Raw genomic sequence first — 26,016 nt, 5'->3', positions numbered from 1 at the left:
GCTAGTCGTGGGTGTAGATCACGTCGTCGGTCAAAGCGAATCCGAGTTCGCGGAAACGACGCGCGACTTCCGGCAAAGGGCTTCCGCTGAAAACGGAACTCTGGAAGACATGGCACAGCTCGACCGGCACCTTCTTGTCTACCCATTCGTTCATCCCTTCGCGGTCACTGAACATCCGGAGATCCTCAAGTCCGAATTTCTCAGGCTGGGGCGGTCCGTCTGCAACCCGCAAACCAAATGCCACGAGTCGGGCTGCCACTTCACCAGGGCGACGCCCCAATCGGTCAGCCGCGCGCAACACATGGCTCAGCAGCACTGGTGTCGTCTCGTCTAGCCATGGGTGTACCCGATCGAGATCGACGCTGAGAATGGCAGGATCATCCGGTTCGACTGTCTCGGGCAGCACCACCCCCTCCGCAAGACGCAGGCCGAACTCCGCAAGTCTGGCCACTACCTCCGCGGGACGCCGCTTGATTCGCGCGGCCACCGCAACTACATGCCCCAACGGAACCGGGTAGGCCACATCCAGCCAGGGACCATTCCTTTTGTGCCTTCTGCTGAGTATGAGGAGATCGTCGAACTCAACGATCTCAGGCAGCACAGCGGCTTCTGGAAGGCGCAGCCCGAGTTCCTCAAGCCTGACCGCTACCTCCGCGGGACGAAGTTTTGTTTGCTCGGCCACCGCCAGTACATGCCCCAACGGAACCGGTCTCGCGAAGTTCAACCATTCTCTCTGATGCTCGGTGCCCGCGTTGAGCAAGACGAGATCTCTAGGTTCCAAGGCGGCGGGCGGCGCAGCCCCCTCATGTAGGCGCAGGCCGAGCTGCACCAGCCTGGCCGCCACATCCTCAGGAGACCGCCCCACCACGTGGGCGGCCAGGAGAACGTGCGCCGACGGCACCGGCGTCCTGATATCCCACCACGGCCTGTTCGGGTCGAGGCCTTGCTTCAAGATGAGCAGGTCGTCTGGCTCCGCGACCGCTGGCGGCACGGCTTCGCCATGCAGGTGCAGCCCAAGTTCTGTGAGCCTGGCGATCACCTCCGCGGGACGACGCTTTGTCCGCTCAGCTACCGCGAGCACATCTCCCAACGGGACCGGATCGGTTACATCCAGCCACACGCGTTGCCCTGGGCGATTTCTTCTGAAGAGGACGTCCACATCCCCCGGTTCGACGGCCTCGGGCAACACCGCTCCTTCGACGAGCCGCAGCCCAAGTTCTGTGAGCCTGGCGATCACCTCCGCGGGACGACGCTTTGTCCGCTCAGCTACCGCGAGCACATGTCCCAACGGGACCGGATCGGTTACATCCAGCCACGGCGGTTCCCGATCGAGATCACGACTGAGAATGAGCAGGTCGTCAGCCACGACGGTCTCGGGAAGGACCACACCATCCTCAAGCCGTAAGCCGAGCTGCACGAGCCTGTTTGCCACCTCTTGCGGACTGCACTGCACCATGTATGAGAACTTCAGCACGTGCCCCAGGTTCACTGGAAGGTCGTCATCATGCCAGTCGTCCGGGTAGCGCCTCTCCGAGCTGAACATGCTCCCCGGGCCCTCGTCGAATCCCGATTCGACGAACAGACCGATGTCCGTGGGTCGTGCGCGTGGCACTGACTCGGGATCTGTGAGCGTCACACCAGGAAACGCTCCGGCCGCTACCCAGACCTTGACTCGCCATGTGACGAGTGGTCCCGGGAGCCTCCCGGGGACCACGCCCAACCAAGCATCCCCACCCAAAATCTGTGTGTCCATCGAGAAGCAACCTGACGAGGCGATGTCCAACTCCTGCCCGCCCACCACCCAGGGGGTGTACCGACAGGCCACCGCGGCCTCCGCTATCTCGTCCGCCAGCGCCGGGTGGTAGGCCACCAGTGCCGACAGCCAATCGTGGCCGAAGACCTCGGCTCCCTCTCGCAGTAGCGCCGGGATCTCCTCGCACAGCCGCTGCATGACATGAACCTTGTCGTAGGAGAGCGTGCTCCTGCGGTCGACGGTCAGCTGCGGCACATGCGTACCGGTGAGGTTGACCACTGCTCCGAACAGCGGAACGCCGATCCACACTCCATCCGCGAGGACGCCGCCAAGGGTAGTCGTCCACCACACATCCTGACGGGTCGTGGCATGGACCACGATGTCGGTTGCGCGCACCGCACCCGGTTGATGTGGATCAGTGGCGCCTAGCGGCGCCACGGGCGACAACATGTCTGGCTCCCACTCGAAGCGGGTCTCTGCGTCCTGTGCAACTACCGAATACTCGGAGATCCACAGCAATCGCCGCAACAGATCAGTGCAAGAGGGCAGTTTGGCGGATGGGCGGAGATACAAACGTACAGTGGTGCCCGCCTCGAACCCCCGTCCAAGGTCCCGAATGTAGAAGAGGGACCCCGGTCCGGCGATGTCTACCCGCAGGCGCTGTCCCGGGTGACCTTCGCGGTCCAAGCGGCATGTGGTCACCGAGACGTCATCGGCGATCATGAAGTAACTGAGTACGCCGATGCCAAATCGGCTATTGGGGTGCAGTTCGATATTCGCCTCACGCCACTCAGCTCGCTCATCGAGATACTCGGGGAGGTCGGCGAAGCTCATACCGGCGTGTGAGAAGACTTCACGAAGTTCACGTTCCCCCATGCCAATGCCGTTGTCGGTGCACTCAATGTAGGCCCGGCCGTGCTCGTCTACGTCCTGCTTGAATGTGATGCGCCCCGACCAAGGCGCGAGGTCGGGGTGCCGCAGCCGCAGGTATTGCGTGCGTGCTCCCCGGTAGCGGCAGGCGTCCAGGGCGTTTTGGTAAAGCTCCCGGATGGCCAGGGATGGATCTCCGTACAACTGCTCGCCCATGAGCAGTTGTTGGATGCGGTCGTCGGCGAGACGGAAACGCAGGTCCGTCGACTCGTACGCGGGCTCCCCTCCGGCATCGACGGCCGGCCGCACCTGGTCGGCAGTGGCGTGCGCTGGTAGATCCTGCAATGGCTCCAGCTGGGGTTCACTGCCGGCTTGGACATCGACCGCGCCGAACAGGGCGTCCAGGGCGGCCGCCTGCTGCCGCAGAGCCAGGCCTATCGCCGGATGGTGACAGGCAGCGTTGAGGACGCGGGTACGGCCGTGCTGGTCCCAGCGGGCCGTCTGAATGGTCCGGTGGAGTTGCTCTATGTCTACGGAGTAGCTGATGCCAAGGTGCTCCACGACGACGTCCGACAGCAGGACCGGATCGATGGCCAAGTGGTGCGCTACCGTAAGCAGGACAACCAGTAGTTGCTCCCGGATGTGCTGCTCCGCCTCGGCACCGCCTGCCAGCTGGCGTTTTGGTCGGATGGCGGTCGAATCGAACGAGGCGCGCAGAGAGCGCAGCAACATCGGCAAGGTGTTCAGCTCGAACAGTTCAGTGACCAACTTGCGGTCGGCCTCGTCCGGAATGTCCACCAGTAGTCTCTCCACGGGGCCGAGCAGGCTGTCCAGGATTCTCTCCTGGGCTCCCCCGGGCTTTCTGGCCAGCCAGCGGCGGAACAGCCACCAGGCGATGTCGGCCGCACGATCGTCCTCGACGGGCGATTGAGCCGCGAGCACGGCTCGGCGCACCAGCCGCTGTCGGCTGTTGAAGAACTGCTCGTAGTTCGCCCGTGCGGGGCTTGGACAGGGCATGTGGTCGAGGTTCGTGGGTTGAGCGTCCAGCGCCTGTACCGCAGCGCGGTTCGCACACGTTACGTAGAGGTAGGGCACGGCGACCAGTAGGGCGGCCTCGGCCGGAGACAGAGCCAGTTTCTCCGGGTTGAGAACCTTCGACAATAGCCAGCCCACCCCGGCGGTCATCCGCTCGGCGAAGTCGACGGGCCGCCAGGGGTCTTCGCTTAGAAGGGCCTCGTCCCGGACGGCCTGCGGAGCGATCTCGGCGACGAGGGCCACGGTGGCAGCGCGCATGGCCTCGGCGCCAGGGACGTCGCCGATCTGCTTCCATGCCGGGTGGTTGAGGGCCGCTGCTGTCCAGGAATGATCACCTGCGGTCCCGTTTGCGGTCTGGTCAGGCCGCCTAAAGACGATGAAGTCGTCAGTCTCCGTCTCGGTGCGAACCCTGATCTGCTGACGAAACAGCTTGTGTTCGGCAGTCAGTGCGTCCACCGTGCTCTGCAGCTGTTCCTTGAGTTCGCGCAGCGTGCTGGGGCCTGCCTCGTCCGCTATGACGGTGCTGAGGGCGCGAGAGAAGATACTAAAGGTGCTTTTTCCCGCACGGGTGTAGCGGGCGCGCTCACCGGGCGAACAGGCGTATACGTGGCAGTAGTGGCGCTCGCCGACGCGGGCGACTCGCATATCGGACCAGCCGACGGCGTTTCCTACCGACATCTCCCTGAGATCGATACCCTCACGGCAGGCATCCACGAACACGACCACGTCACCAGCTTTGCTGCGCTCGACGTAGCCGCTGAAGTCGAGCGAGAGGCACTTGCCGCGGAAATCGTGGGAGGCCGTGCGCGCACCCTTGGGAACGAGATAGTCCTTGCCGCCGTGGTGGATCCCGTGGCCGCTGAGGTAGAGGAGCAGCGTCTCGTCCGGAGCGGCGCCTTGGAAGAACGTCTCAACGGCGTAGTCGATGCTCTCCCGGTCGGTCTCTTCGACGTCGTGGATATGTACCTCGTACCCGACGGCGGAGAGCGCCTCCGCCAGCTCGGCCATGTCATCCGTGACGAAGGTTAGGTCGTCGATATTGGGGTCGCGGTACGTCGGTACCCCGATCAGCAGGGCGCGGCACGAGGGGTTCATCGTGTTCTCCGGCTGATCAGGAGCCGAAAGTCAGTGTGATCGCCCCTTTGGCGCCCACTTGGGCCGTAGTTCCCACAATGGTGATACCTCCGGTCGCGGTGATCTCGAATGAGACCTGCGCCTGCTGCAACGGCATCCCGCCGTCGGGCACCCTGAGGTCCGTGAGTACCTGCTGCAAGGCTCGCACTGCGTCTTGGAGGTTCTCGCGCAGGACGGCGGTGGGGATTCTCCGGACCGAGGCGTCCTCGCTCCGGCGCCTGAATATACCCATGTCTCCTGAGTCGGCGCGCCCTTCAGCGTCGTCGATGGACACCAGAACGTCGAGCCCGTCCACGACGGCATCCTGTTCATCGCCTGCAGCTTTGGCCGTCTCGAACATGGCTCCCCCTCATTCGCACGTGTAGAAACCGCCACATCATAGGGGCCCCAGAGCCCTCTCCGATGGACTACTAGCAGGTAATCAACTGAAAGTTGAGGTCGGGAGGTTGCTCAGCATCCGGTGAAAACGCTGGCGTCCGACGGTCTGTTAGCCATCGAGACCTGTCGATGTCAACTCAGGTCGGTGGAGCGGCTTTGGGGTGGCGCTGCTTTGGCGCGAGTGATCATGGCCCCGTAAGCTTCCGGCGCGTCGGGCAGTCTGTGGACCTGCCCGGTAAAGCACGACGTTGGGGCCATGATCTTCGAGGCTCGCGCCAAAGTGGCTCCGTAAAGCCGTGGAGCCGACCGCCCCAGCCACGACATACCCCTTCTCTGGCATCAGGCGGCTGATTACGTGCGCGCGGCACGGGCGCCGGCCGGGCTGGAGCGGGGCGGAGACAGGAGCGCAGGCCCGGCCGGGGGCCGGGCCGCGCGGGGAGCGGAGCGAGCCGCCTTGAACCCGTAAAGAAGGTTGTTACTCAACAGCTGGCAGAGCCTGGTGATCATGGACCGGTCGTGTCAGAACGGTGGAGCTTCGGTCCATCCTTCGGTGTTGCTCGCGGTTGAAGGCCATGGGGTGCTGTCTGGTGATAGGTCCGTGTCGCAGAACAGGAAGGGATTCCGCTGGCCCTCAAGCCCTGCGGAGGTTTCGCCCCATGCGTCGAGAGCATCGATGGCCCGCTCGCGGTGCTGCCAGAGCTCGCTGGTTCCGAGCACCTGGCGGACCAGGGGCACCAGTGCTGCTCGGTGGTGCAGCAACCGAACGTCGTCGAGGAGCGGGATGCATGCTGCGATCGCCCCTTCGCGCACGGCGCGGTCGCTGTCGTCGACGTAGGGGAGAACAGCCGACAGCAGCAGGGGTCGTATCTCACGCATGGCTACGGCAGGCGGGTGATCGTCGAGAGGGAACCCGAGTCGTTGGCCTACCTCATCAACCGCGTCGGTCACCGAGTCGGCGACTGATCCGAGCCAAGCCAGCAGATCGGCGCGTATGCATCCGGGGAAGGATCGGTGGGTCTTGTCGACCGAAAGCCTTGTTCGAGGATCGGGCAGGATTGCGGCTACGTACTGAGCCGTGGGTACCGTCGCCTCATAGATCGTGCTCTGGTGGTGCAGGATGCCGAACAGGTTGTCCAGCGCCTTGGTTCTCACACCCTGGTCTGCATCCAGTAGCGAGGTCAGGATCTCGGGTGCATCTGTGGCCGGCCCGTAAGCATGCTGGAGTGCGGCCCAGTTGGTTCGGGTGAGTGTTGATCGGGGATCGGGCAGGTCGACGGCAGCTGGAAGTCTGTGATCGTCTCTCACGTGATGCGCCACAGCGGGGCTTCGTACTGGTCTGGACGGCTGCTGAGCAGTAGGGCCCGGAGGTCCTGGCGCTGTTTGCCGTTGAGGCCGAGGGCTTCGGTGATCCTGCGGAACGTCGTGTGCGTGATGCCGCGGTCGCGGGCCTGGGCCTCGAACTGGTCGAGCTGGTGGAGGGCGGCTTCCGGCTCGAGCTTCTGTTCCGGCTGGTTGCCGAGCCAACTGGCCTTGTTGCGCTCGTAGTCGATCTCCGAGTACCCGCAGACCTCGCGGCTGTACTGCTCCACCTCGGCAAGGGTCTCCGTTGCGAGGATGGCGCGTGCGAGCTCGTTGCGGTTGAGGACGTCGTCCAGGTCCGCTTCGTGGATGGCGGGACCATTATCGGTGAGCGGGACTGGCAGGCCGGCGTCTCTGACTTCGCAGAGACCGCGTACCCCACGGGCTGTGGCCGCCAACATTGCCGTCGCCTCGGACGGGTGCCACTCCAGGACCGAGCTGATCGGTTCGACGTGCTCAGCCGTGAGCGTCAGCGTTGGCGGGCCCATTCGGCCGGCAAGAAGCCCAGCTGGGAGCTCTCCGTCCAAGCCAGGACCGGCGACCAGGAGCCGCACAGGTGCGTTGACTTGGCAGCACGCGGCCAGCGTGAGGGCGTCGCCGAGCGGGCTGCGCAGGGTGGGTTCGTCGCCCTTGGCGAGGATGTCGCCGCCCACGTCCAGGAGGTCGATGGACTCGGGGGCCAGGTGCTCGATGAGCTCTTCGAGCTGGCGTGTGATGCCTTCGGCTCCGTGTGTGGGGTCGATCAGGGCGAAGGCGTGAGGGAGTTCGGCTGCCAGGCGGGGGAGCGTCGAGCCAGCGGGGGCGATGGGTTTCGCGTCGGCCGGGACGGTCCAGACGCTTTGCGTGAGGGGGCGTAGGCCCGTGAAGTTCTCCGGGCCTCGGGGGCCTGGTACGGGGTCGATCAGGAGGCGGTCCCAGGCGTAGGTGAGGATCATCGCCGGACTGTCGTCACCCCCGTAGAGGGCTGCGTCGAGCATTGCGGCGGCGACTGCGTCGCCCCCTCCTCCTGCTGCCACGATCAAGCGGGTCACCCTTGCAGCGTACGGGTTCGCCTGCTGGCCACTCACCCTATAGTGGCTACTGGTCGTAGCCACTTAGGGAGGGACTCCGATGCCACAGATCGAAGAGACCCAGCCCAAGTACCTCCAGATCGCGCACCACATCCGCGATCAGATCCTGCGAGGCGACTTGAGGCCTGGCGACGAGGTCCCGTCGGAGCGTCAACTGGCGGCAGACTGGAGCGTTTCCCGCCCGACGGCGGCTCGGTCGCTGGAGGCCCTGAGTCATCAAGGCCTGGTGGAGAAGCGTCAGGGGTCGGGTACTTACGTGCGGGGCCTTGCGGTCAATCGGCGTGCTCGGGAGCTCTACGGCCGCGCCAAGCAGACCGGCAAGATCTACACGCCGGGGGAGTACGCGGTAATCACCTCCGCCGGCTGGCTGGAGGCTCCCGACTACGTGGCCGAGGCGCTGAGTCTGGCGGCTGGAAGCCGGGCCGTTCACCGTCGCCGCGTCACCAAGAACGAGTCGGGCCCCATCACCATCTCCACCTCGTGGTTCGGTACCGATGTCGGCGAGCGGGCGCCCAAGCTCTGTGATCCTGACCGGATCCAGGAGGGGACGCTCATGTACGTCGAGAGCGTCACGGGTCGCCAGGGCAGCTATGCCGAAGACCGGATGTGCGCCCGGCTGGCGACCGAGGACGAGGCTGCTGATCTCGAACTTGAGCCCGGTGCGGCTGTCCTGATTGTCCATCACGTGGTGTACGACATGCAGGATCGACCTCTTGAGTTCGCCGAGGCCACGTACCCGCCTGGGCGTTGGGCGTTCGAGCAGGGCTACCCGATCAGCTAGAAAGTCGGCCTTCTCTCTGCGAACCGCTTGTGGCTTCGAGTGGCTAATGCCACTATCCATTAAGTGGCTAAGGCCACTTGGTCGGAAGGGGGCACGGCGTGAGTCAGGAGCGCGGAGAGTTACGGCAGGTCTCGCCGGAAGTGGTCTGCCGTGGATGCCGGGGGCGAGGGTGGAAGCACGTTGGTTCCCGCTCCTCCCTGGCACTCTCCGCTGCGGATGCTCGCGTCCGTGCCACGTCCAAGCGGCGCTGTCTCGACTGTGACGGCACCGGTAGGGAGTAGTGGCGCTCATGGCGGATGCGAGTGAAGAGTCCGAAGCCGCGGTTGCCGGACCGAAGCCGATCGGGGGTATGACCCTCTATCCGGTGCCCGAGTCCGTGGCTCGGGCCAGGCGATGGTTCCGGAAGTTCACCGCCCGGTACAACCTGGCCTGCCCGATCGACGACTGCGTACTGATGCTCTCCGAGCTGGTGACTAACGCGATCCTCTACGGGGAGGCCGAAGAACCCTGGCGGGTCCGGGTCGAGTGGTCGCGCCTGGGGGAGTCCCTGCGGGTCGACGTCCACAACCCGGGCTTCCCGGCGGACGTCCGGCTCCGTAACCCCAGGGCCAATGACGCGCATGGCCGCGGGCTCTGCCTGGTGAACGCGCTGGCGGACTCTTGGGCCGCCGGCCCCAGCCGCTTCGGTGGAACCGTCGTGTGGTTCCAGATCGACGAAGCGTGGAAGCCGTGAGTCGACCCCGACCTGTGGCGCCTGCGTGTCCGCGGCTGTTCAGTACCCACTCACGTGAGTAGGCTGGTTGACAGGTTGACTTGGCGGATTCTCACTAGGCGGGGCTATGGCGTACGAGGTGGCTGCACCCAAGTATGTGCGGCTGGCGCAGACGCTCCAGGGGCGTATCGAGGACGGCACGTATCCTCCGGGGAGCCGGGTCCCGAGTGAAAATCAGCTGGTCCAAGCCTTCGGAATGTCCCGGCCCACTGTCGTCCGCGCGCTGGAGCTGCTGAAGCGGGATGGCTGGCTGGAATCCCGCCAGGGGTTCGGCACCATCGTCCGCGGGCGGCCGGAAACGACTGGGCAGAGAGTCCAACGCGGCCGGGATGTGCTCGACCGCCAGGAGGGCCAGGCCCCGGGGCGCCTCATCGAAGTCCGTCAGGTGCCTGTTCCGCCCCGAGTCGCGGCGCTTTTGGGGGTGCCCGGGAAGGCGCAGGTTCTCCTTCGACGGCTGCTGATCGAAGCGGATGGAGAACCGGTTGAGCTCTCCTCTTCCTACTTCTCTGTCGACATGGCGGAGGGTACTGAGCTCGCCGACTCGGCTCTGCTCGGCGAGGGGCTGCGTGCGCATCTGGAAGCGCGCAAGAAGGTCCGATTCGACCACGTAACGGAGCGAGTTTCGGCGCGTATCCCGAGCAAGGAGGAAGCGGATCTCCTCGAAATGCCTGAAGGGGAACCGGTTCTGTCCGTGCTTGTTCTTGCATGCGACGCGTCGGGGCAGGCCTTGCAGGTCACGGATGTCTTGCTGCCGGCTGACCGGCAAGAACTCGAAGAGACCTATCGCCTCGGCTGACCCTGATCATGGGGGCCTCGGCGTTGTCGGCCCTACGCTCGCTGCTGCCTGGTGGCGAACCGATAGATCGCGTAGGTGAGGGCCAGGATGAAGTCCGTGGCCACCCAGAAAGCGACGATCAGGCCGACCCCGATCGTGGTGCCCACGTCGCCGGCGTCCTGGCAGGCTTTCAGGCTGTCGCCGGTCAGGCCTGAGCAGGATTCATCTGGCCCGTTTCCGCTGGCGGCGCCTGCGATGACCCACACCAGGAAGAGGATCTGCACCGCGAGGAAGAACCAGAAGAAGACTCGGTGGCGCTTCTTGGGAGGCGCCGGCGGTCTCGTGGGTGGCCGGTTCTCAGGAGGAGCCTGCGGAGGTTCGCCCCACTGGCGCGATTGAGGTGGTGGCGTAGCGGCTGGTCGTGGGCCCCAAGCCTGCGGTGGTTGAGCCTGCGGGTTCTGGTTGTCGGGGGCTTCGCTCATCGCATGTCCTTCCGGGAGGCGCTGTTCTCATCGTGCGCTCGTGATCGCGTCTGCGCCGTCGCTGAGCCCTCCAGTGGCTTGACAAGTCAACCTGGCTTCCTTAACTTCAAACTTGCTAAGTCAACCTGTCAGGTTGTCTGGCGGGTGTCTACGAAGGAGAAGTTCTGTGCGTGCAATCCGAGTTGAGACCTCGTCCGCGACGATCCTGCTGACCGAAGCCCCTGAGCCGAAGGTCAAGGACCGGCAGACGGGCGAGATCGCCAAGGACGCGGTCAGTGGGGAGGCGCTGATGAAGGTCGGCGTCGTCTACATCGACGAGGGGGAGTCGTCGCTCATCGCGGTGACCGTCCCGGAGAGCGGAATCACGGACGGCCTGGCCGTCGGCGCCCCGGTCTCCCTACCCGGCCTCGTCGCTCGTCCGTGGGAGAGCGTCTTCAGCGGGCAGGCCCGCCACGGCATCGCCTACCGGGCGGCCGCTGTCGTGCCGGGTGCTTTCCCCGTCGGACAGGAGAACTGATCTCGTGTCCGAGCTGATGACCATGGCCGAGCTGGGTGGCCCCCTCGCCTTATTGGGCGGGGCGGTCTACGCCCGGAAGGCGCATCCGGCGGTCTACTGGGCCACGGTCGGGCTGCCCTCATCGGTGGCCCGGCTGGTCGGCTCGTACAGCTCGACCATGGATGCGTGCGGGCTGACGGTCCAGCCGTCTCGTCTGCGGGCCCTGGCGGTGCGGGCCACCACCCGCCGTGAGGTTCGGCCGGTACCTCCGCGCCGAGGGCTGATTCGTCCCACCTCCACGGGGCTGCGGGTCCGGCTTCGGCTCGCCCCCGGCCAGGAGCCGGCGGACGTGGCCGCCTCGTGTGAGCGGCTGCGGCACGCCTGGGGCGTTCACGCGGTCCACGTCCGTGAGATCAAGCCGGGCATGGTCGAGCTGCGGTTGGTTGGCTTCGACGTGCTGCGCAAGGTGAAGATGCCTCGCAGCGCAAGGCACGACCTCCTCGCCGTACCGGTGGCTCTGCGGGAGGACGCGACCGTGTTCGTCCGCGACTATCGGGCCGTTCCTCACGAACTCGTCCTCGGCGCCACCCTGTCGGGGAAGTCGATGTTCCTCCGCAATCTGCTGACACGGCTGGCCGGTCAACCGGTCGCCCTGGTCGGCATCGACTGCAAGCGAGGCGTCGAGCTGGCGCCCTTCGCTCCGCGGCTGTCGGCGTTGGCCACCGACTCCGATGAAGCCGCCGAGCTGCTGCCCGTCCTCGTCAGGGAAATGGAGGACCGCTACGACCTGATCAAGGCACGCCAGGGCATCGCGTCCGGCACGCCCGACGAGGAGATCACCTCTGACGTGTGGGGCCTGCCGGACGACGAACGGCCGCCGCCCATCGTGTTGTTCGTCGACGAGGTGGCCGAACTCTTCCTCGTGGCAAGTCGCAAGGACGAGGAACGGCGCGACGAGATGGTGACCCAGCTGATCCGACTTGCCCAGCTCGGGCGGGCCGCGGGTATCTACCTGGAGATCTGCGGCCAGCGTTTCGGTGCGGAGCTGGGTAAGGGCGCGACCATGCTTCGCGCTCAACTCACCGGACGCGTCTGCCACCGCGTCAACGACGAGGCCTCGGCCAAGATGGCCCTTGGCGACATCGCCCCCGAAGCGGTGGGCGTCGCTGCCACCATTCCCGCTGAACGTCCGGGCCTGGCCGTGTCCGGCGATACGTCCGGCGGCTGGGGACGCATGCGCACCCCGTACCTGTCCCTCGGCGACGCTGCGGCCCTCTGCCGCGAGACTGCCGAACTCGCCCCCGACGTACCGGCCCTGAAGCCGTTCCGGCCGCACGTCCCGGCTTTGCCCGCGGACATCCCGACCAGTGTGACCAAGCCGCACCCGGCGACCGGCTGACCCACCAACCCACCGGCCGGCGCGACCGCCTCGCGCCAAGTCCTACCCCCGCCATGCCCGAAACCGAACGAGAGGACGTGATCAGCGTGGCCGAGCGCTCCGCACCGCGTGCCCTTCCGGTCCGCGTGGACGCCGTACTGGTTCAAGCGGTGATCGCTGCCGCGCTGTCCTTCGCCCACCTTCATGATCTGGCCGTCGCGGCGGGACAGGACGGCTGGAAGGCGTGGGCCTACCCGATCAGCGTCGATCTGCTGTTGGTGGCGGCCTGGAGGCGGCTGAGGTCGGGGGAGTCCAAAGCGGCCGGGTGGTGCTGGTTCCTGGTCGCGCTCACCGCCAGTCTCGGCGCCAACATCGCGACGGCCGGGCTCCTGGACCTCCACCACGTTCCTGCCTCGCTCCGCATCGTCGTGGCCGGTTGGCCGGCGGTCGCCTTCCTCGGCGGAACGCTGCTTGCGCACGGACCCGCCGATCCAGCCCCGGACCCGCGTGAACAGAACGACGAGCCGACGAACGAGGCGGCGCAACAGGGATCACTCCCTGCGTCCGCGCCTGTGTCCCGGCCCGCTGCCCCTGCTTCGCGTCCCGCGCTTGCCGTTCCACCGACAGGTCGGCTCCCGACCGCGCTCCTCGACCACGCCCGAAAGGTGGCCGCCGAGCACCGAACCCGAACCGGCGCGCCCATCGACACCGACACCCTGCGAGCCCGCCTCGGTGTGCCGGGCCCGCTCGCCGAAGCCATCGCCGCCCAACTCACCTGACCCCAGGAGACCTTCCGCCCATGCGCCCGTCCACGCTCCGCGCCCTCAACCGGGCCGCCGAGCTGACCCGTCAGAACCGCCTCACCGAAGCACTGCTCATCGCCGAACCCGTGATCCTCGTCGCCGACGACACCGAGGGCGCGGAGATCCGACGGTGGCTGCTCGACCACGTCGCCGACTTCGTCGGCGAGAACCGCGAGACCGAAGGAGCTCCCCTGATGCCCGCCAACCCTCGCTTCCGCCGGGTCGTCCGCATCGGCCCCGTCCAGGTCGCCACGTACTACGACGGCCGGGGCCGCGAGAAGCACGCTGCCGCCTGCACGGCACCTCGCTGCGGATTCTCGACCGACTACGACAGCCGCGCCGCCGCCGAGCTGGCGGCCCGTACCCACCGCTGCTCGAGCCGCTAGGAGACCGCCGTGACCCTCAGCCTGCCTCTCGTCTTCGTCCTCGGTGTCATCGCCTGGGCCGCGATCAAGTTCCTCGGCGTCCGGATGTGGGTGGCCGTCGTGATCGCCCTGTTCGGCTTTCTGCTCTCTCAGACCTTCCTCGCCCCGGCCATCGAGTCCGGCACGCGCTCCGGGGTCGGCGTCGTCGACGGCACCCATCGCTGAAGGGAGAAACTCCATGCTGCTCCGCCCGAAGATGCCCGACGCCGCTCCGGTACCGATCACACAGACGCCGGCTCGCCCCACCGAGCACCACCACACCCCGGTGACCTGCTCCTGTGCTCACGCGTCGATGATGTCCGCCGGCCGTCCGGTCGCGCCCCTCATCAGCCGCGGGGTGAGCGCCGTTGCCGCGGTCCTCGTCGTCGGCGTCGTGCTGACCGCGCTCCTGGCCACGGTCGCCATCACGGCTGTCTCCGTCTCCATCGCGGCCCTGGTGCTGCGCTCCCTGCTCAACAGCGCTCACAAGCGCTGACCCGCCTGCCGGGGCGGTCTCGATACCGCCAAGCATCCCGCCGCCCCGGCAGGCGCGGACCTTCCGACCGAAACCGAAAGGACAGTTCCCATTACTACCGGACGCGTTCCGCCCCCGGTCAAAGAACTGGGCGCGCTCGTCTCCCTGGGCGGTATGCCCACCCTCGTCAAACAGCTCCGAGGCATCGGCGGTTGTACACAGCCTGTGCGCTTGGACGGCCACCGTGTCGAGCACGCAGTCGACACACGTACCGGCGAGATCGGCCGCGTTCTCCACCGCCTCGACTCGGCCTCACTCCCGGCAGGCAACCTCCTCGTACGCTGCAACAATCGCCGACAGACCCGTTGCCAGGCCTGCGCGGAGACCTACCGCCGAGACACCTTCCACCTGATCACCGCCGGACTGCGGGGCGGCAAAGGCACTCCCGACACCGTCACCCGCCACCCGAAGGTGTTCGCCACCTTCACCGCCCCCGGCTTCGGCCCCGTCCACAACCGACCCACAGACCGACGCGGTGCCGTCCGAGCCTGCCGCTGTGGACTCCTCCATGAGACCGACGCCGAACTGCTCGGCACGCCCCTGGACCCAGCGACGTACGACTACGAAGCTGCCGTCCTCTGGAACGCGCACGCTGGGATGCTCTGGCGGCGCTTCTCCATCTACCTCCGCCGAGAGATAGCCAAGCGGGCCGGCCTCACTCAGAGGGACTTCGCTGACTTCGCCCGGGTCTCCTTCGCCAAGGTCGCCGAGTACCAGAAGCGCGGTGCCGTCCACTTCCACGCCGTGATCCGCATCGATGGTCCCGAGGGCGGCGACACCCCGCCTCCGGCCTGGGCAACCGCCGAGCTGCTCACCGACGCGATTGGCGCCGCTGCTGCTCACTCCCGTATCGATGGCCCCGTCATCGATGGACGCTCGCACGCGTTCGCCTTCGGCAAGCAGATCGACGTACGTGCGATTCGCTCCGCCGACTTCGACGGCGGCCAAGAGCTGACCGAGCGGGCTGTCGCCTCGTACATCGCCAAGTACGCCACCAAGGGCGCCGAGACTGCCACGGGAGCTCTCGACCGCCCGCTGAAGTTCCTTGCCGAACTCGCCCAACTCGACGTCAGCGACCATGCGCGCCGGATGATCCGAATGGCCTGGACTCTTGGAGCACGCAAGGAGTTAGGCGAGCTTCGGCTTCGGGCCTGGGCCCACATGCTCGGCTTCCGCGGTCACTTCTCCACCAAGTCCCGCCGCTACTCGACCACCCTCGGCGCCCTCCGTGACGCTCGCGCCGAGTGGCGCCGTGCCCAAGTGGCCGAGACCACCGAGGGCGAGCCAGATACGACTCTCGTTCTTTCGCACTGGGTCTTCGCCGGAATCGGTCTGTCCGCCGTTGAAGCCTGGCTCGCTGCCTCCCTCGAACCCGCTCTCGGTACGGAAGGAGAACCGACGTGAGCCCACAGCGCGACGAGCTGATGACCGTGCGCCAGGTCCTGGAGGAGCTGGGTGGGGTCTCTCGCCGGACGTTCTACCGCTGGCGTGAGCTGGGGCATGGGCCGGCTGCATTCAAGCTGCCCAACGGGGAGCTCCGGGTGTGGCGGAGCGACTTCTCCACGTGGCTGCGAGAGCTGGAGGCCGCGGCGTGAAGTCTCTCGACGTGAAGGTCTGGGCCGTTCGAAAGCGCGATACGAAGACGCCCTCGTACGGCGTTCGGTGGTCCGTGGCGGGCAACGTCTTCTCCGATTCCTTCCGAACCAAGGCGCTTGCCGATCACTACCGTTCGAAGCTGATGCGCGCGATGCGTGACGGCGAGGAGTTCGACAAGGCATCCGGGCTTCCGGACTCGATGGAACCGCAGAAGTCGGCTGTGTCCTGGTACGACTTCGCTCTTCGGTACCTCGCCATGAAGTGGCCCCATGCCGCTCCCAATACGCGCGACGGCATCAATGAATCGCTCACCAGCGTGACTGTGGAGCTCTTGGACGAGCGGGCTGGACGGCCGTCCGATCAGGCCATCCGTAAGGCGCTCCGCAACTGGGCCTTCGTCCTGCCGGGGCCCGATGATCGATTCGTCCCGGACGACGTGCGGAACGTCCTTCACTGGGTGTCGAAGGCATCGCGACCGCTGGCCGATCTCGCTGAACCGGCTACGGCCCGTGCGGTGCTGGACTCGCTGAAACTCAAGCTCGACGGTACGGCTGCGGCAGCCGAAACCGTGCGGCGTAAGCGGCGGACTCTCGTCAACGCTGCCAACTATGCAGTCGACCTAGGGGAGCTGCGCGAGAACCCGATTACGGCCGTCCGCTGGCAGAAACCGAAGGTCTCCAACCAGGTCGACCCTCGCATTGTCGCGAACCCTGAGCAGGCTCGGAATCTCCTGGCGGCCGTTTCCTACGTGGGCGGATACCGGCGGGCCCGTGGTCGGCGTCTGGTGGGTCTCTTCGCCTCGATGTACTTCGGCGGTCTCCGGCCGGCTGAAGCGGTCGGCCTCGTTGAGACGGACCTGAACCTGCCCGAACAGGGGTGGGGATCGGCGCTGCTTCACCGGACTCGTCCGTCGGTCGGCAAGCGGTGGACCGATTCGGGGGGGACCCACGACGACCGCGGTCTGAAGAACCGGCCGGTTGAGGACGTCAGGCGGGTGCCGATCCCGCCCCACCTGGTTTGCGCTCTCCGCGAGCACCTGGCCTCTTTCGGCACGGCGGACGACGGACGGCTCTTCTTCAGCGAGAAGGGTTCGGTCGTTCCGTCCTCGACCTACTACCGGGTGTGGCAGGAGGCCCGTCTCCTTGCGCTCCCGCCAGCTGTGGCCTCCTCGCCGCTCGCGAGCCGTCCGTACGACTTGCGGCACTCGGCGCTGTCGACGTGGCTCAACGCGGGGGTCGACCCGACCGAGGTGGCCGAGCGCGCCGGTAACAGCGTCGAGGTCCTGTTGACCCGCTACGCGAAGTGCCTCGACGGACGGCAGGACGTCGCCAACCGGCGTATCGAGGATCTGCTCCGCGAATACGAGTGAGACACGCTGCATCCCATCGAGGCCCCGGGCAACTTGTCCGGGGCCTCTCTCGTCTTGAGCCCTACCTGCTGCGACGCTTCGAACCGAGAGCGGACGAGGGGGGACTCGTGGAGCTGAAGGTGACGCGCTGGAAGCGGTACGGACATGATCGCCTGTACGCGAACCTGCCTGATGGCACGGCGGTCGGCTGGGCGGATGTGAAGACGGGGGACATCACGGTCCTGGTCGCCGAGTATCGCGACGACGTGATCGCCGTGCTGACAGATCACTTACGGAACAACCCCGAACCGGTTCCGCCGCAGAAGACGCCCAGGACACCCAAGGCTGGGGCGCCCGCGCTGCTGCCGCCACTGACGGCGGCCGACGACCTGTCCGCCAACCGTCCCGGTGAGTCTCTGCGCGACAAATCTGGGCCAGGCCTGATCAAGCGAGTCGTCTTACAAATCCTGCGGCGCCCCGCTGAGTGGGACTCCTGGCGGAAGGGCTTGGCGGGGGAGCAGCGGGTGGGAGCCGAGCTGAACCGCCTGGAGCGGCACGGCTGGCGAGTCCTGCATTCCATTCTCTTGGCCGACAGGGTGGATGTGGATCACTTGCTGATCGGGCCCGGTGGCGTGTTCAGCATCAATACGAAGCACCACCCACAAACGAGCTGTATGGGTCGGTGACGACTCGGTGAAGGTCGATCATGGAAAGCCGGCGCCTTACGCGCGCAAGAGCCGGGCGGAGGCCAAGCGAGTAGCGCGGGTACTTGAGCACTATTGCGGCTTTCCTGTACCGGTGGAACCGGTGCTCGTCTTCGTCGGCGTGACCGATTTGAAGGTGGCCGCCACACAGCTCAGCGTGCGCGTGTACCGGGAGCGCGAGGTGTCGGCACTGGCGCCGCTTTCAGGGGTGCTGACGGCCGAGCAGGTCGAGCAGGTGTACGGCGTTGCTCGCCATCGCCAGGCTTGGAATCAGGTTCAGGTGACATAGCCCTTTGCTCGTTTTCGAGGTCTGCGGCGTGATGCCCGGGAGCCTCGTCGGCTACCAGGCTTGTCAAGCAGGCCTTGTGGCCTGAGCCTGTTCGGAGGCTAGTAGCCGCTCGAGACTCCTGCGTTCTGCCCTGAGGGCATCGAGCATCCGCGCACGTGTGTGCTGGAAGCCGGGGTCGACCTCGACGCCGAGATCATGGCGCAGGGTGACCCGCAGTAGATATACCCCGTCGGACAAGGCGCGGCTGAACCAATCTTTGGCCCGGCTGTATGACCTGCCGGGGTCAGTGCTGTTCGGCAACTGCTTCACAACGGTGTACCCGACCCCGAGTGCCCTGTTGAGGGACGAGGCGACCTGGTGGACGTCCTTCGGTAGAGCCATTTGCGCCAAGGAGTATTGCTCTGACCAGGCTTCCTTCGCAGCATCGAGGGATGCTGGTTCGATGATTTCGCCGCGCTCGGCCGCTAGGACTGCGTCTTGTGCAGCGATCCGGTAAGCGCGAGCCGTGGTGTTCAGGCGGGCGTAGAGATCCCGTCTGGCTTCCTGCGCTCGGTCGTGGCGGTCCTCAGCTCGTTCGCGATCGGCACGCTGGTTTTGTTCCTGGGTGACGCGCTGGCTGAGCAGTGCCCCACCCAAAGTTCCACCCAGCGTTCCGCCTACGCCGATAAGCGCGACTACAAGCGTGGTCACGTCCACGAGATCCCCCACCTCGTCCGATCGTCTGTCCGCCGGCGGCGGTCGAAGACGGCGCGGCAGCACCGAGCAGCGCTCAGGCTTCCCGCCCCCGCAGCCATCCAATACCAGGACGACGATAACGAGCGGCGCAGCCGCTTGGCTTCTATGCGGCGCGTCACCTGCGGGAATGCTTCAAGATCCCGTCCACGCCTTGTCCACAGACCCCGACATAGAGCCGCCTCGGGCTGCATCTACCTGCACATACGCGAAGACCCCGGCCTCAGCGTTTCCGCTGGTGACGGGGTCTTTGGGCACCTCATAAGGGGTGCCCCCGGCAGGATTCGAACCTGCGCACACGGCTCCGGAGGCCGTTGCTCTATCCCCTGAGCTACGGGGGCGTGTCGGGCGCTTTGTGCGGCGACGGGTAGAACCCTACCAGCTCTTTCAGGGGTGATCGCCACGTCTTTTTGTCGGGGGTGGGTGGTGTTGCGGGGGCGGGAGGGAGAGGGGAGGGGCGAGTGGGGGAGTAGGGGTGGGAGGCGGGCGAGGTGGTGGGGCGGGGGGCGGCTCGAGGGGTGGGGTCGGTCGGGGTGGAAGTGGGGAAAAGCCGGACGCGGTGGTGGGTGCGGACCTACTCTCGAGTTGTGCCAGGCGTGTCCGGTCGGGTGCTTGTTGTGGACGACAACAAGGTCATCCGGCAACTGATCAGGGTCAACCTCGAGCTGGAGGGTCTCGAGGTCGTGACCGCCGCTGACGGTGCCGAATGTCTGGACGTCGTCCATCAGGTTCGGCCCGATGTGGTCACCCTCGACGTCGTGATGCCCCGGCTCGACGGTCTGCGTACCGCCGCTCGGCTGCGTGCCGACCCCCGGACCCGGAACCTTCCCCTCGCCATCGTCAGCGCCTGTACGCAGTACGAGGTCGAGACTGGCCTCGACGTCGGCGTCGACGCCTTTCTCGCCAAGCCCTTCGAGCCGTCCGAACTCGTCAGCCTTGTCAGGCAGTTGATCGAGGGGCGTGACTCGGGTTCCGGCCCCGGTGGGGGCGCGGGTGGCGCTGTCGAGCAGGCCGAGCCGTCCGGGCGTGCCGGTCACTGACTCGTGTCGTAGGGGTTCGCAGTCGTAGGGGTTCGTAGTCGTAGAGGTTCGGAGTCGTAGGGGATCGGAAGGGTCGGTCCTGCTCGTCGGGCGAGGGGACCGTGGCGGTTCCGGCCCCAGTTCCGATGCCGGTCCGGGTTTCGGGCGTCGGGCTCGGAGGCTGTGCCGTTCCCGTCCGGTTCTGAATCCCCGCCCCGGTCCCGATCACCGGGACGCGTGGCGCGTGGCGCGTCGTAGTCACCAGCACCACCACCAGACCAGTACCAGCACAAGTCCCGCCCCGTCGCGTGACCCACGCGTGCGTCCATCCCTGCGCGCAGGCTCCGCCGTCCGCCGTCCGTCGAGCGTCCAACACGGCACCGTTCACGGATCCCATTCCCGCTCGGCCCCCGGCCCGGCCCGTTCCGTCCCGCACCCCCGCGAGCTCAGCCGCACCCCGCCCGCCCCGAGCACCGGGCACCCGGCACCGCATCCCACCCCACTCCACCCCGCCCCACTCCACCCGGCACCCGGTCCTCCCCCCCCCGGCACCCGGTCCCCCCGACTCCTGGCCCCCCGGCGGAGCCACCCCCGGTCCACATCCCGGACCATCCCCCAAACCGGCTCGCTTTCCCACCCCCCTCCTCCCCTAGGCTTGTCCCGTGACTCCCGTCGAGCTCTCCCGTACCGTGCTGCGCGCGGTGCGTCGTGCTGTCGACGTGGGGGAGCTGGGGGGTGTCTCCCTGCCCGAGGGCGTGGTCGTCGCGCCGCCGGGGCCCGGGGGGTGCGGGGACTACGCGAGCAATGTCGCGCTGCGGCTGGCCGGGCCGGCCCGGCGGCCGGCGCTCGAGGTCGCCGAGACCCTGCGGACGTACATCGCGCGTGAACCCGGTGTCGCCGACGTGACCGTCACCGGACCCGGGTTCCTCAACATCACCCTCGCGGGTGGCGCCTTCGCCGAGCTGGTGGAGGCCGTGCTGGAGCAGGGCCCGCGCTACGGGCACGGCGACTCCCTGACCGGGCAGGTCGTCGAGCTGCGCGTGCCCTACGACACCCGGGCCGAGATCGTCGCCGACACCCTCGTACGGATCGTCGCCACCCAGGGCGGACGTGCCGAGGTCCTGCACGCCGAGCCCGTGAACCTCCGGCCCGTGCCCGCGCCCGAGGACCCCGCCCCCCTCGGTCACGACGCCGCCCGCTGGGCGCTGCTCCACCCCGCGCCGCACGACCGGCCCCGGATCAGCGCCGATCACCTCCTCCAGCGCGAGAGCAACCCTCTCTTCCGCGTCCGGTACGCCCACGCCCGCACCCGGGCGCTCCACCGCAACGCCGCCACCCTCGGCTTCAGCGGTGACTCCAGGGGCACCGACCTCACCCCCGTCCCCGGCGAAGGCGATCTCCTCGAGGCGCTGGCCGAGTATCCGCATGCCCTGCGTCTCGCCGCGCGGCATCGGGCGCCCGACCGGCTGGCGCGGCATCTCGTCGTGACCGCCGACGCCTTCCTCGGCTTCCAGCACGCCGTGCTCCCGCTCGGCGACGAGAAACCCTCGGCCGCCCACCGTGCCCGGCTCGCGCTCGCCGAAGCCGCCGGGGCGGTGCTGGCCGGTGGCCTGTCCCTGCTCGGCATCAGCGCACCCGAACACCTTTGACGAAGTAGAGAGCACCGCAGACATGAGTCGTTCCGCACACCCCGCCGGGCCCCGTCACGCCGACGTCCTCACCGAGGGCCACTACAGCGCCCCGCCCGCCGACCTCAACGCCCTCGACCCCAAGGTGTGGTCGCACACCGTGAGCCGCGGAGAGGACGGTGTCGTCCGCGTCGGTGGTCTCGAAGTCACCGCGCTGGCCGAGGAGTTCGGCACTCCCGCGTACTTCCTCGACGAGAGCGACTTCCGGGAGCGGGCGCGCGCCTGGCGCACCGCGTTCGGGCACGACGCCGACGTCTTCTACGCGGGCAAGGCCTTCCTCTCGCGTGCCGTCGTACGGTGGCTGCACGAGGAGGGGCTGAACCTGGACGTGTGTTCCGGGGGTGAGCTGGCGACCGCCCTGTCGGCCGGGATGCCCGCCGACCGCATCGCGTTCCACGGCAACAACAAGTCCACCCACGAGATCCGTACCGCCGTCGAGGCCGGCGTCGGGCGGATCGTGCTCGACTCCTTCCAGGAGATCGTGCGGGTCGCGCACATCGCGCAGTCCCTGGGCAAGCGGCAGCGGGTGCAGATCCGGGTGACGGTGGGCGTCGAGGCGCACACGCACGAGTTCATCGCGACCGCGCACGAGGACCAGAAGTTCGGGATCGCGCTCGCCGACGGGCAGGCCGCCGAGGCCGTACGCAGGGCGCTCGCGCTCGACGCGCTCGAGGTCGTCGGGATCCACTCGCACATCGGCTCGCAGATCTTCGACATGGCGGGCTTCGAGGTCGCCGCCCGGCGTGTCGTCGCGCTGCTGGCCGCCGTGCGCGACGAGCACGGCGTCGAGCTGCCCGAGATCGACCTCGGCGGCGGTCTCGGCATCGCGTACACCAGCGACGACGACCCGCGCGAGCCGCACGAGATCGCCAAGGCGCTCAGCGAGATCGTCACGCGCGAGTGCGAGGCGGCGAAGCTGCGCACGCCGCGGATCTCCGTGGAGCCGGGGCGCGCCATCGTCGGACCGACCGCCTTCACGCTGTACGAGGTCGGCACGATCAAGCCGCTCGACGGGCTGCGCACCTACGTCTCGGTCGACGGCGGCATGTCCGACAACATCCGGACCGCGCTGTACGACGCCGAGTACAGCGTCGCCCTCGTCTCGCGCACCTCCGACGCCGAGCCGATGCTCGCGCGCGTCGTGGGCAAGCACTGCGAGAGCGGGGACATCGTGGTCAAGGACGCGTTCCTGCCGGCCGACCTCGCGCCGGGCGACCTGATCGCGGTGCCGGCCACCGGCGCGTACTGCCGGTCCATGGCCAGCAACTACAACCACGCCCTGCGCCCGCCGGTCGTCGCCGTGAAGGACGGAGCGGCGCGGGTGATCGTGCGCCGGGAGACGGAGGAGGACCTCCTGCGTCTCGATGTCGGGTGACGTCACCCGACATCGAGTGACAAGGGGTGACGTCAGGTGATCGGATGGACCGGATCCGGCGGGTGCGGACCGGGGCGGAAGATCTCCTGTCGTCACCTACCAGAAAAATGAAATGGACGTCTCACGATCCGGACGAAGGGTAGAAACTCCCGTCCCCTGGGTGAGACTGGTCCAACCGAAGACGGTATGAGGAAACGAGGTCGGATGATGCGTACGCGTCCGCTGAAGGTGGCGCTGCTGGGCTGCGGGGTTGTCGGCTCAGAGGTGGCGCGCATCATGACGACGCACGCCGACGACCTCACGGCCAGGATCGGCGCCCCCGTCGAGCTCGCCGGTGTCGCCGTCCGCAGGCCCTCCAAGGTCCGCGAGGGCATCGACCCCGACCTGGTCACCACCGACGCCACCGCCCTGGTCAAACGCGGGGACATCGACGTGGTCGTCGAGGTCATCGGCGGCATCGAGCCCGCCCGTACGCTGATCACCACCGCGTTCGAGCACGGCGCCTCCGTCGTCTCCGCGAACAAGGCGCTGCTCGCCCAGGACGGCGCGGCCCTGCACGCGGCCGCCGAGGAGCACGGCAAGGACCTCTATTACGAGGCCGCCGTCGCCGGCGCCATCCCGCTGATCCGGCCGCTGCGCGAGTCCCTCGCCGGCGACAAGATCAACCGGGTGATGGGCATCGTCAACGGCACCACCAACTTCATCCTCGACAAGATGGACTCCACGGGGGCGGGCTACCAGGAGGCCCTCGACGAGGCCACCGCGCTCGGGTACGCCGAGGCCGACCCCACCGCCGACGTCGAGGCGTTCGACGCCGCAGCCAAGGCCGCCATCCTCGCCGGGATCGCCTTCCACACGCGCGTGCGTCTCGACGACGTCTACCGCGAGGGCATGACCGAGGTCACCGCCGCAGACTTCGCCTCGGCGAAGGGGATGGGCTGCACCATCAAGCTGCTCGCCATCTGCGAGCGGGCCGCCGACGGGGGCTCGGTGACGGCGCGCGTCCACCCCGCGATGATTCCGCTGACCCACCCCCTCGCCTCCGTGCGCGGCGCGTACAACGCCGTGTTCGTCGAGTCGGAGGCCGCCGGCCAGCTCATGTTCTACGGGCCGGGCGCCGGCGGCGCCCCGACCGCGTCCGCCGTCCTCGGCGACCTGGTGGCCGTCTGCCGCAACAGGCTCGGCGGTGCGACCGGCCCCGGCGACTCCGCGTACGCGCAGCTCCCCGTCTCGCCCATGGGCGAGGTCGTCACGCGGTACCACATCAGCCTCGACGTGGCCGACAAGCCCGGTGTCCTCGCCCAGGTCGCCACCGTGTTCGCCGAGCACGGGGTGTCCATCGACACCGTGCGTCAGTCGGGGAAGGACGGCGAGGCCTCCCTCGTCGTCGTCACCCATCGCGCTTCCGACGCGTCCCTCGCCGGTACGGTCGAGGCGCTGCGCGGCCTCGACACCGTGCGGGGTGTCTCCAGCATCATGCGGGTTGAAGGAGAGTAACCAGCAATGACCCACCAGTGGCGCGGAATCATCGAGGAGTACCGGGACCGTCTTCCGGTGTCCGACAGCACGCCGGTCGTGTCGCTCCGCGAGGGCGGTACGCCGCTCGTGCCCGCGCAGGTGCTCTCCGAGCGCACGGGCTGCGAGGTCCACCTCAAGGTGGAGGGTGCCAACCCGACCGGGTCCTTCAAGGACCGCGGAATGACCATGGCCATCACGCGGGCGAAGGAGGAGGGCGCGAAGGCCGTCATCTGCGCCTCCACCGGCAACACGTCGGCGAGCGCCGCCGCGTACGCGGTACGCGCCGGCATGGTCTGCGCCGTCCTCGTGCCGCAGGGCAAGATCGCGCTCGGCAAGATGGGCCAGGCCCTCGTGCACGGCGCCAAGATCCTCCAGGTCGACGGCAACTTCGACGACTGTCTGACGCTGGCGCGCTCGCTGTCCGACAACTACCCGGTGGCGCTGGTCAATTCGGTCAACCCGGTGCGCATCGAGGGCCAGAAGACGGCCGCCTTCGAGATCGTGGACATGCTCGGCGACGCGCCCGACATCCATGTCCTTCCGGTGGGCAACGCGGGCAACATCACCGCGTACTGGAAGGGGTACAAGGAGTACGCCGCCGACGGCATCGCCGCGAAGACCCCGCGCATGTGGGGGTTCCAGGCGTCCGGCTCCGCGCCCATCGTGCGCGGCGAGATCGTCAAGGACCCGTCGACCGTCGCCACCGCGATCCGGATCGGCAACCCGGCCTCGTGGCAGTTCGCGCTGGCCGCGCGGGACGAGTCGGGCGGTCTCATCGACGAGGTGACGGACCGTGAGATCCTGCGCGCCTACCGGCTGTTGGCGGCGCAGGAGGGTGTCTTCGTCGAGCCCGCGTCCGCGGCGTCCGTCGCCGGTCTGCTGAAGGCCGCCGAGCAGGGCAAGGTCGACCCGGGTCAGCGCATCGTCTGCACCGTCACCGGCAACGGTCTCAAGGACCCCGACTGGGCCGTCGCGGGCGCTCCCCAGCCGGTCACGGTCCCGGTGGACGCGGCGACGGCGGCGGAACGGCTCGGCCTGGCGTAGGCCTGGTGTGAGGCCTGGCGTGAGCCGGGTCCGGCACGGTCGTGGGCCGGGACCGGGCCGGCCCGCGTTCGGCGGCGGTCCGGTCGAGGTTCAAAACCGGCTCGACCGACGGCCAGGGCCGGTTCGAACGACAGCCAGGCCGCTTCGGCTGGAGGTCGGGATCGGTTCGACTGAAGGTCAGGGCCGGTTCGGGTGGAGGTCGGGATCGGTTCGGCTGGAGGCCAGGGCCGGTTCGGGTGGAGGTCGGGACTCGTCCGGCTCGAGGCCGGGTTCGGTTCCGGGTGACGACAGGGCCGACCGGTGGCGTGAAACGGGCCCGGAATGGCGGGAACCCAAGCCATTTCTGGCGGGAATCCGTCGGCGACAGGCGGGTCGCGGTGACGCGCAGGGGTGGGGCCGGTGGCCCCGCCCGGAGCGGCCCGGGGCCGGCCCACCGCACGGAACTCGCCGCGAACGGGCGGGAAACCGGTGGAAAGCCGTCGGAATCCCTCCGCTCGCGGGGGGCATCCCCATGACGACCCGACAGGGGGTGCACGAGGGGCTTACGACACGCATCGTGCGCCTCCTGTGCGCCCTATGTCGCCACAGAACCTTCCTTCGATAGGCTGTACCGAACCCGCCCGCCGCATATGCCGCGGTGTCGCGCGGTCATTGCGGACCCCGGGTCCACGTGCCCGT

General features: G+C 67.7%; 23 protein-coding genes, 1 tRNA gene and 1 pseudogene. 18 read left to right on the top strand and 7 right to left on the bottom strand.

From position 1 onward, the window contains the following. Position 1 precedes the first annotated feature (1 nt). The 4 genes from ACZ4TO_RS36900 to ACZ4TO_RS36885 all read right to left on the bottom strand — a co-directional run bounded on the left by ACZ4TO_RS36900 (position 2) and on the right by ACZ4TO_RS36885 (position 7,560). Positions 2-4,753, bottom strand: coding sequence for a wHTH domain-containing protein (locus tag ACZ4TO_RS36900; RefSeq protein ID WP_468026464.1), 4,752 nt, complete (start codon positions 4,751-4,753; stop codon positions 2-4). Positions 4,754-4,769: 16 nt separating this feature from the next. Then, positions 4,770-5,132 (bottom strand): Pepco domain-containing protein, encoded by a 363-nt coding sequence (locus ACZ4TO_RS36895; protein WP_468026463.1) that lies wholly within the window; start codon positions 5,130-5,132, stop codon positions 4,770-4,772. 557 nt (positions 5,133-5,689) lie between these two features. Further along, entirely contained in the window at positions 5,690-6,487 is a 798-nt protein-coding gene (locus ACZ4TO_RS36890) for a hypothetical protein (RefSeq protein WP_468026462.1), read from the bottom strand. Continuing rightward, complete coding sequence (locus ACZ4TO_RS36885) at positions 6,472-7,560, bottom strand: DUF1152 domain-containing protein (protein WP_468026461.1); 1,089 nt, start codon at positions 7,558-7,560, stop codon at positions 6,472-6,474. The genes ACZ4TO_RS36890 and ACZ4TO_RS36885 overlap by 16 nt, the downstream gene beginning before the upstream one ends. A 79-nt stretch (positions 7,561-7,639) precedes the next feature. Here ACZ4TO_RS36885 and ACZ4TO_RS36880 point away from each other — a divergent pair, with 79 nt between their 5' ends. The 3 genes from ACZ4TO_RS36880 to ACZ4TO_RS36870 all read left to right on the top strand — a co-directional run bounded on the left by ACZ4TO_RS36880 (position 7,640) and on the right by ACZ4TO_RS36870 (position 9,948). Further along, on the top strand, positions 7,640-8,380 hold the full coding sequence (locus tag ACZ4TO_RS36880) for a GntR family transcriptional regulator (RefSeq protein ID WP_468026460.1): 741 nt from the start codon (positions 7,640-7,642) through the stop codon (positions 8,378-8,380). 349 nt (positions 8,381-8,729) lie between these two features. Further along, a complete protein-coding gene (locus tag ACZ4TO_RS36875; RefSeq protein ID WP_468026459.1) occupies positions 8,730-9,113 on the top strand; it encodes an ATP-binding protein in 384 nt (127 codons plus the stop codon). 106 nt (positions 9,114-9,219) lie between these two features. Further along, positions 9,220-9,948: a GntR family transcriptional regulator gene (locus tag ACZ4TO_RS36870; protein WP_468026458.1), complete on the top strand. Its 729-nt coding sequence runs from the start codon at positions 9,220-9,222 to the stop codon at positions 9,946-9,948. 32 nt (positions 9,949-9,980) lie between these two features. Here the strand turns inward: ACZ4TO_RS36870 and ACZ4TO_RS36865 are convergent, their stop codons facing one another. Next, a complete protein-coding gene (locus tag ACZ4TO_RS36865) occupies positions 9,981-10,211 on the bottom strand; it encodes a hypothetical protein (protein ID WP_468026457.1) in 231 nt (76 codons plus the stop codon). 364 nt (positions 10,212-10,575) lie between these two features. Between ACZ4TO_RS36865 and ACZ4TO_RS36860 the strand changes: the two genes are divergently transcribed. From ACZ4TO_RS36860 to ACZ4TO_RS36815, 10 genes and pseudogenes are all read left to right on the top strand, one after another. After that, positions 10,576-10,926 carry an SCO3933 family regulatory protein gene (locus tag ACZ4TO_RS36860; RefSeq protein WP_266616567.1) on the top strand — a complete coding sequence of 117 codons (351 nt, stop codon included), beginning with the start codon at positions 10,576-10,578 and terminating at the stop codon, positions 10,924-10,926. A 16-nt stretch (positions 10,927-10,942) separates the two neighbouring features. Further along, on the top strand, positions 10,943-12,304 hold the full coding sequence (locus ACZ4TO_RS36855; RefSeq protein ID WP_468026547.1) for an FtsK/SpoIIIE domain-containing protein: 1,362 nt from the start codon (positions 10,943-10,945) through the stop codon (positions 12,302-12,304). A gap of 53 nt (positions 12,305-12,357) precedes the next feature. Continuing rightward, positions 12,358-13,062 (top strand): DUF2637 domain-containing protein, encoded by a 705-nt coding sequence (locus ACZ4TO_RS36850; RefSeq protein WP_468026456.1) that lies wholly within the window; start codon positions 12,358-12,360, stop codon positions 13,060-13,062. Positions 13,063-13,280: 218 nt separating this feature from the next. Continuing rightward, positions 13,281-13,472, top strand: coding sequence for a mobile element transfer protein (locus ACZ4TO_RS36845; RefSeq protein ID WP_468026546.1), 192 nt, complete (start codon positions 13,281-13,283; stop codon positions 13,470-13,472). A gap of 9 nt (positions 13,473-13,481) precedes the next feature. Further along, the gene (locus ACZ4TO_RS36840) at positions 13,482-13,676 is read left to right on the top strand and encodes a hypothetical protein (protein WP_387201553.1); all 195 of its coding nucleotides are present in this window, start codon (positions 13,482-13,484) and stop codon (positions 13,674-13,676) included. Positions 13,677-13,692: 16 nt separating this feature from the next. After that, a complete protein-coding gene (locus ACZ4TO_RS36835) occupies positions 13,693-13,986 on the top strand; it encodes a SpdD protein (protein ID WP_468026545.1) in 294 nt (97 codons plus the stop codon). Positions 13,987-14,139: 153 nt separating this feature from the next. Beyond that, positions 14,140-15,429, top strand: a complete 1,290-nt coding sequence (locus ACZ4TO_RS36830; protein WP_468026455.1) for a replication initiator — start codon at positions 14,140-14,142, stop codon at positions 15,427-15,429. Between the two features lie 20 nt (positions 15,430-15,449). Then, the gene (locus tag ACZ4TO_RS36825; protein ID WP_351127918.1) at positions 15,450-15,620 is read left to right on the top strand and encodes a helix-turn-helix transcriptional regulator; all 171 of its coding nucleotides are present in this window, start codon (positions 15,450-15,452) and stop codon (positions 15,618-15,620) included. Beyond that, positions 15,617-16,990: a tyrosine-type recombinase/integrase gene (locus ACZ4TO_RS36820; RefSeq protein ID WP_468026454.1), complete on the top strand. Its 1,374-nt coding sequence runs from the start codon at positions 15,617-15,619 to the stop codon at positions 16,988-16,990. The genes ACZ4TO_RS36825 and ACZ4TO_RS36820 overlap by 4 nt, the downstream gene beginning before the upstream one ends. A gap of 65 nt (positions 16,991-17,055) precedes the next feature. Further along, a pseudogene (locus tag ACZ4TO_RS36815) lies at positions 17,056-17,962 on the top strand (nuclease-related domain-containing protein). Between the two features lie 63 nt (positions 17,963-18,025). On the opposite strand, the gene ACZ4TO_RS36810 reads toward ACZ4TO_RS36815, so the two are convergent. Together ACZ4TO_RS36810 and ACZ4TO_RS36805 are read right to left on the bottom strand one after the other, a co-directional pair. After that, entirely contained in the window at positions 18,026-18,658 is a 633-nt protein-coding gene (locus tag ACZ4TO_RS36810; protein WP_468026453.1) for a hypothetical protein, read from the bottom strand. A 305-nt stretch (positions 18,659-18,963) separates the two neighbouring features. After that, positions 18,964-19,035, bottom strand: a tRNA-Arg gene (locus tag ACZ4TO_RS36805). A 198-nt stretch (positions 19,036-19,233) separates the two neighbouring features. Between ACZ4TO_RS36805 and ACZ4TO_RS36800 the strand changes: the two genes are divergently transcribed. The 5 genes from ACZ4TO_RS36800 (at position 19,234) to thrC (ending at position 25,338) form a co-directional block, all read left to right on the top strand. After that, a complete protein-coding gene (locus ACZ4TO_RS36800) occupies positions 19,234-19,734 on the top strand; it encodes a response regulator (protein ID WP_468026544.1) in 501 nt (166 codons plus the stop codon). A 641-nt stretch (positions 19,735-20,375) separates the two neighbouring features. Continuing rightward, a complete protein-coding gene (gene nrtL, locus ACZ4TO_RS36795; protein WP_468026452.1) occupies positions 20,376-21,362 on the top strand; it encodes an ArgS-related anticodon-binding protein NrtL in 987 nt (328 codons plus the stop codon). 22 nt (positions 21,363-21,384) lie between these two features. Further along, the gene (gene lysA / locus ACZ4TO_RS36790; protein ID WP_382787389.1) at positions 21,385-22,776 is read left to right on the top strand and encodes a diaminopimelate decarboxylase; all 1,392 of its coding nucleotides are present in this window, start codon (positions 21,385-21,387) and stop codon (positions 22,774-22,776) included. A 204-nt stretch (positions 22,777-22,980) separates the two neighbouring features. Beyond that, positions 22,981-24,273, top strand: coding sequence for a homoserine dehydrogenase (locus ACZ4TO_RS36785; protein ID WP_382787387.1), 1,293 nt, complete (start codon positions 22,981-22,983; stop codon positions 24,271-24,273). Between the two features lie 6 nt (positions 24,274-24,279). Continuing rightward, complete coding sequence (thrC, locus tag ACZ4TO_RS36780; RefSeq protein ID WP_382787384.1) at positions 24,280-25,338, top strand: threonine synthase; 1,059 nt, start codon at positions 24,280-24,282, stop codon at positions 25,336-25,338. The last annotated feature ends 678 nt before the right edge of the window (positions 25,339-26,016 follow it).

The sequence above is a fragment of the Streptomyces sp. NPDC028298 genome (assembly GCF_055565895.1).
This window is presented reverse-complemented; position numbering and strand designations above follow the sequence as displayed.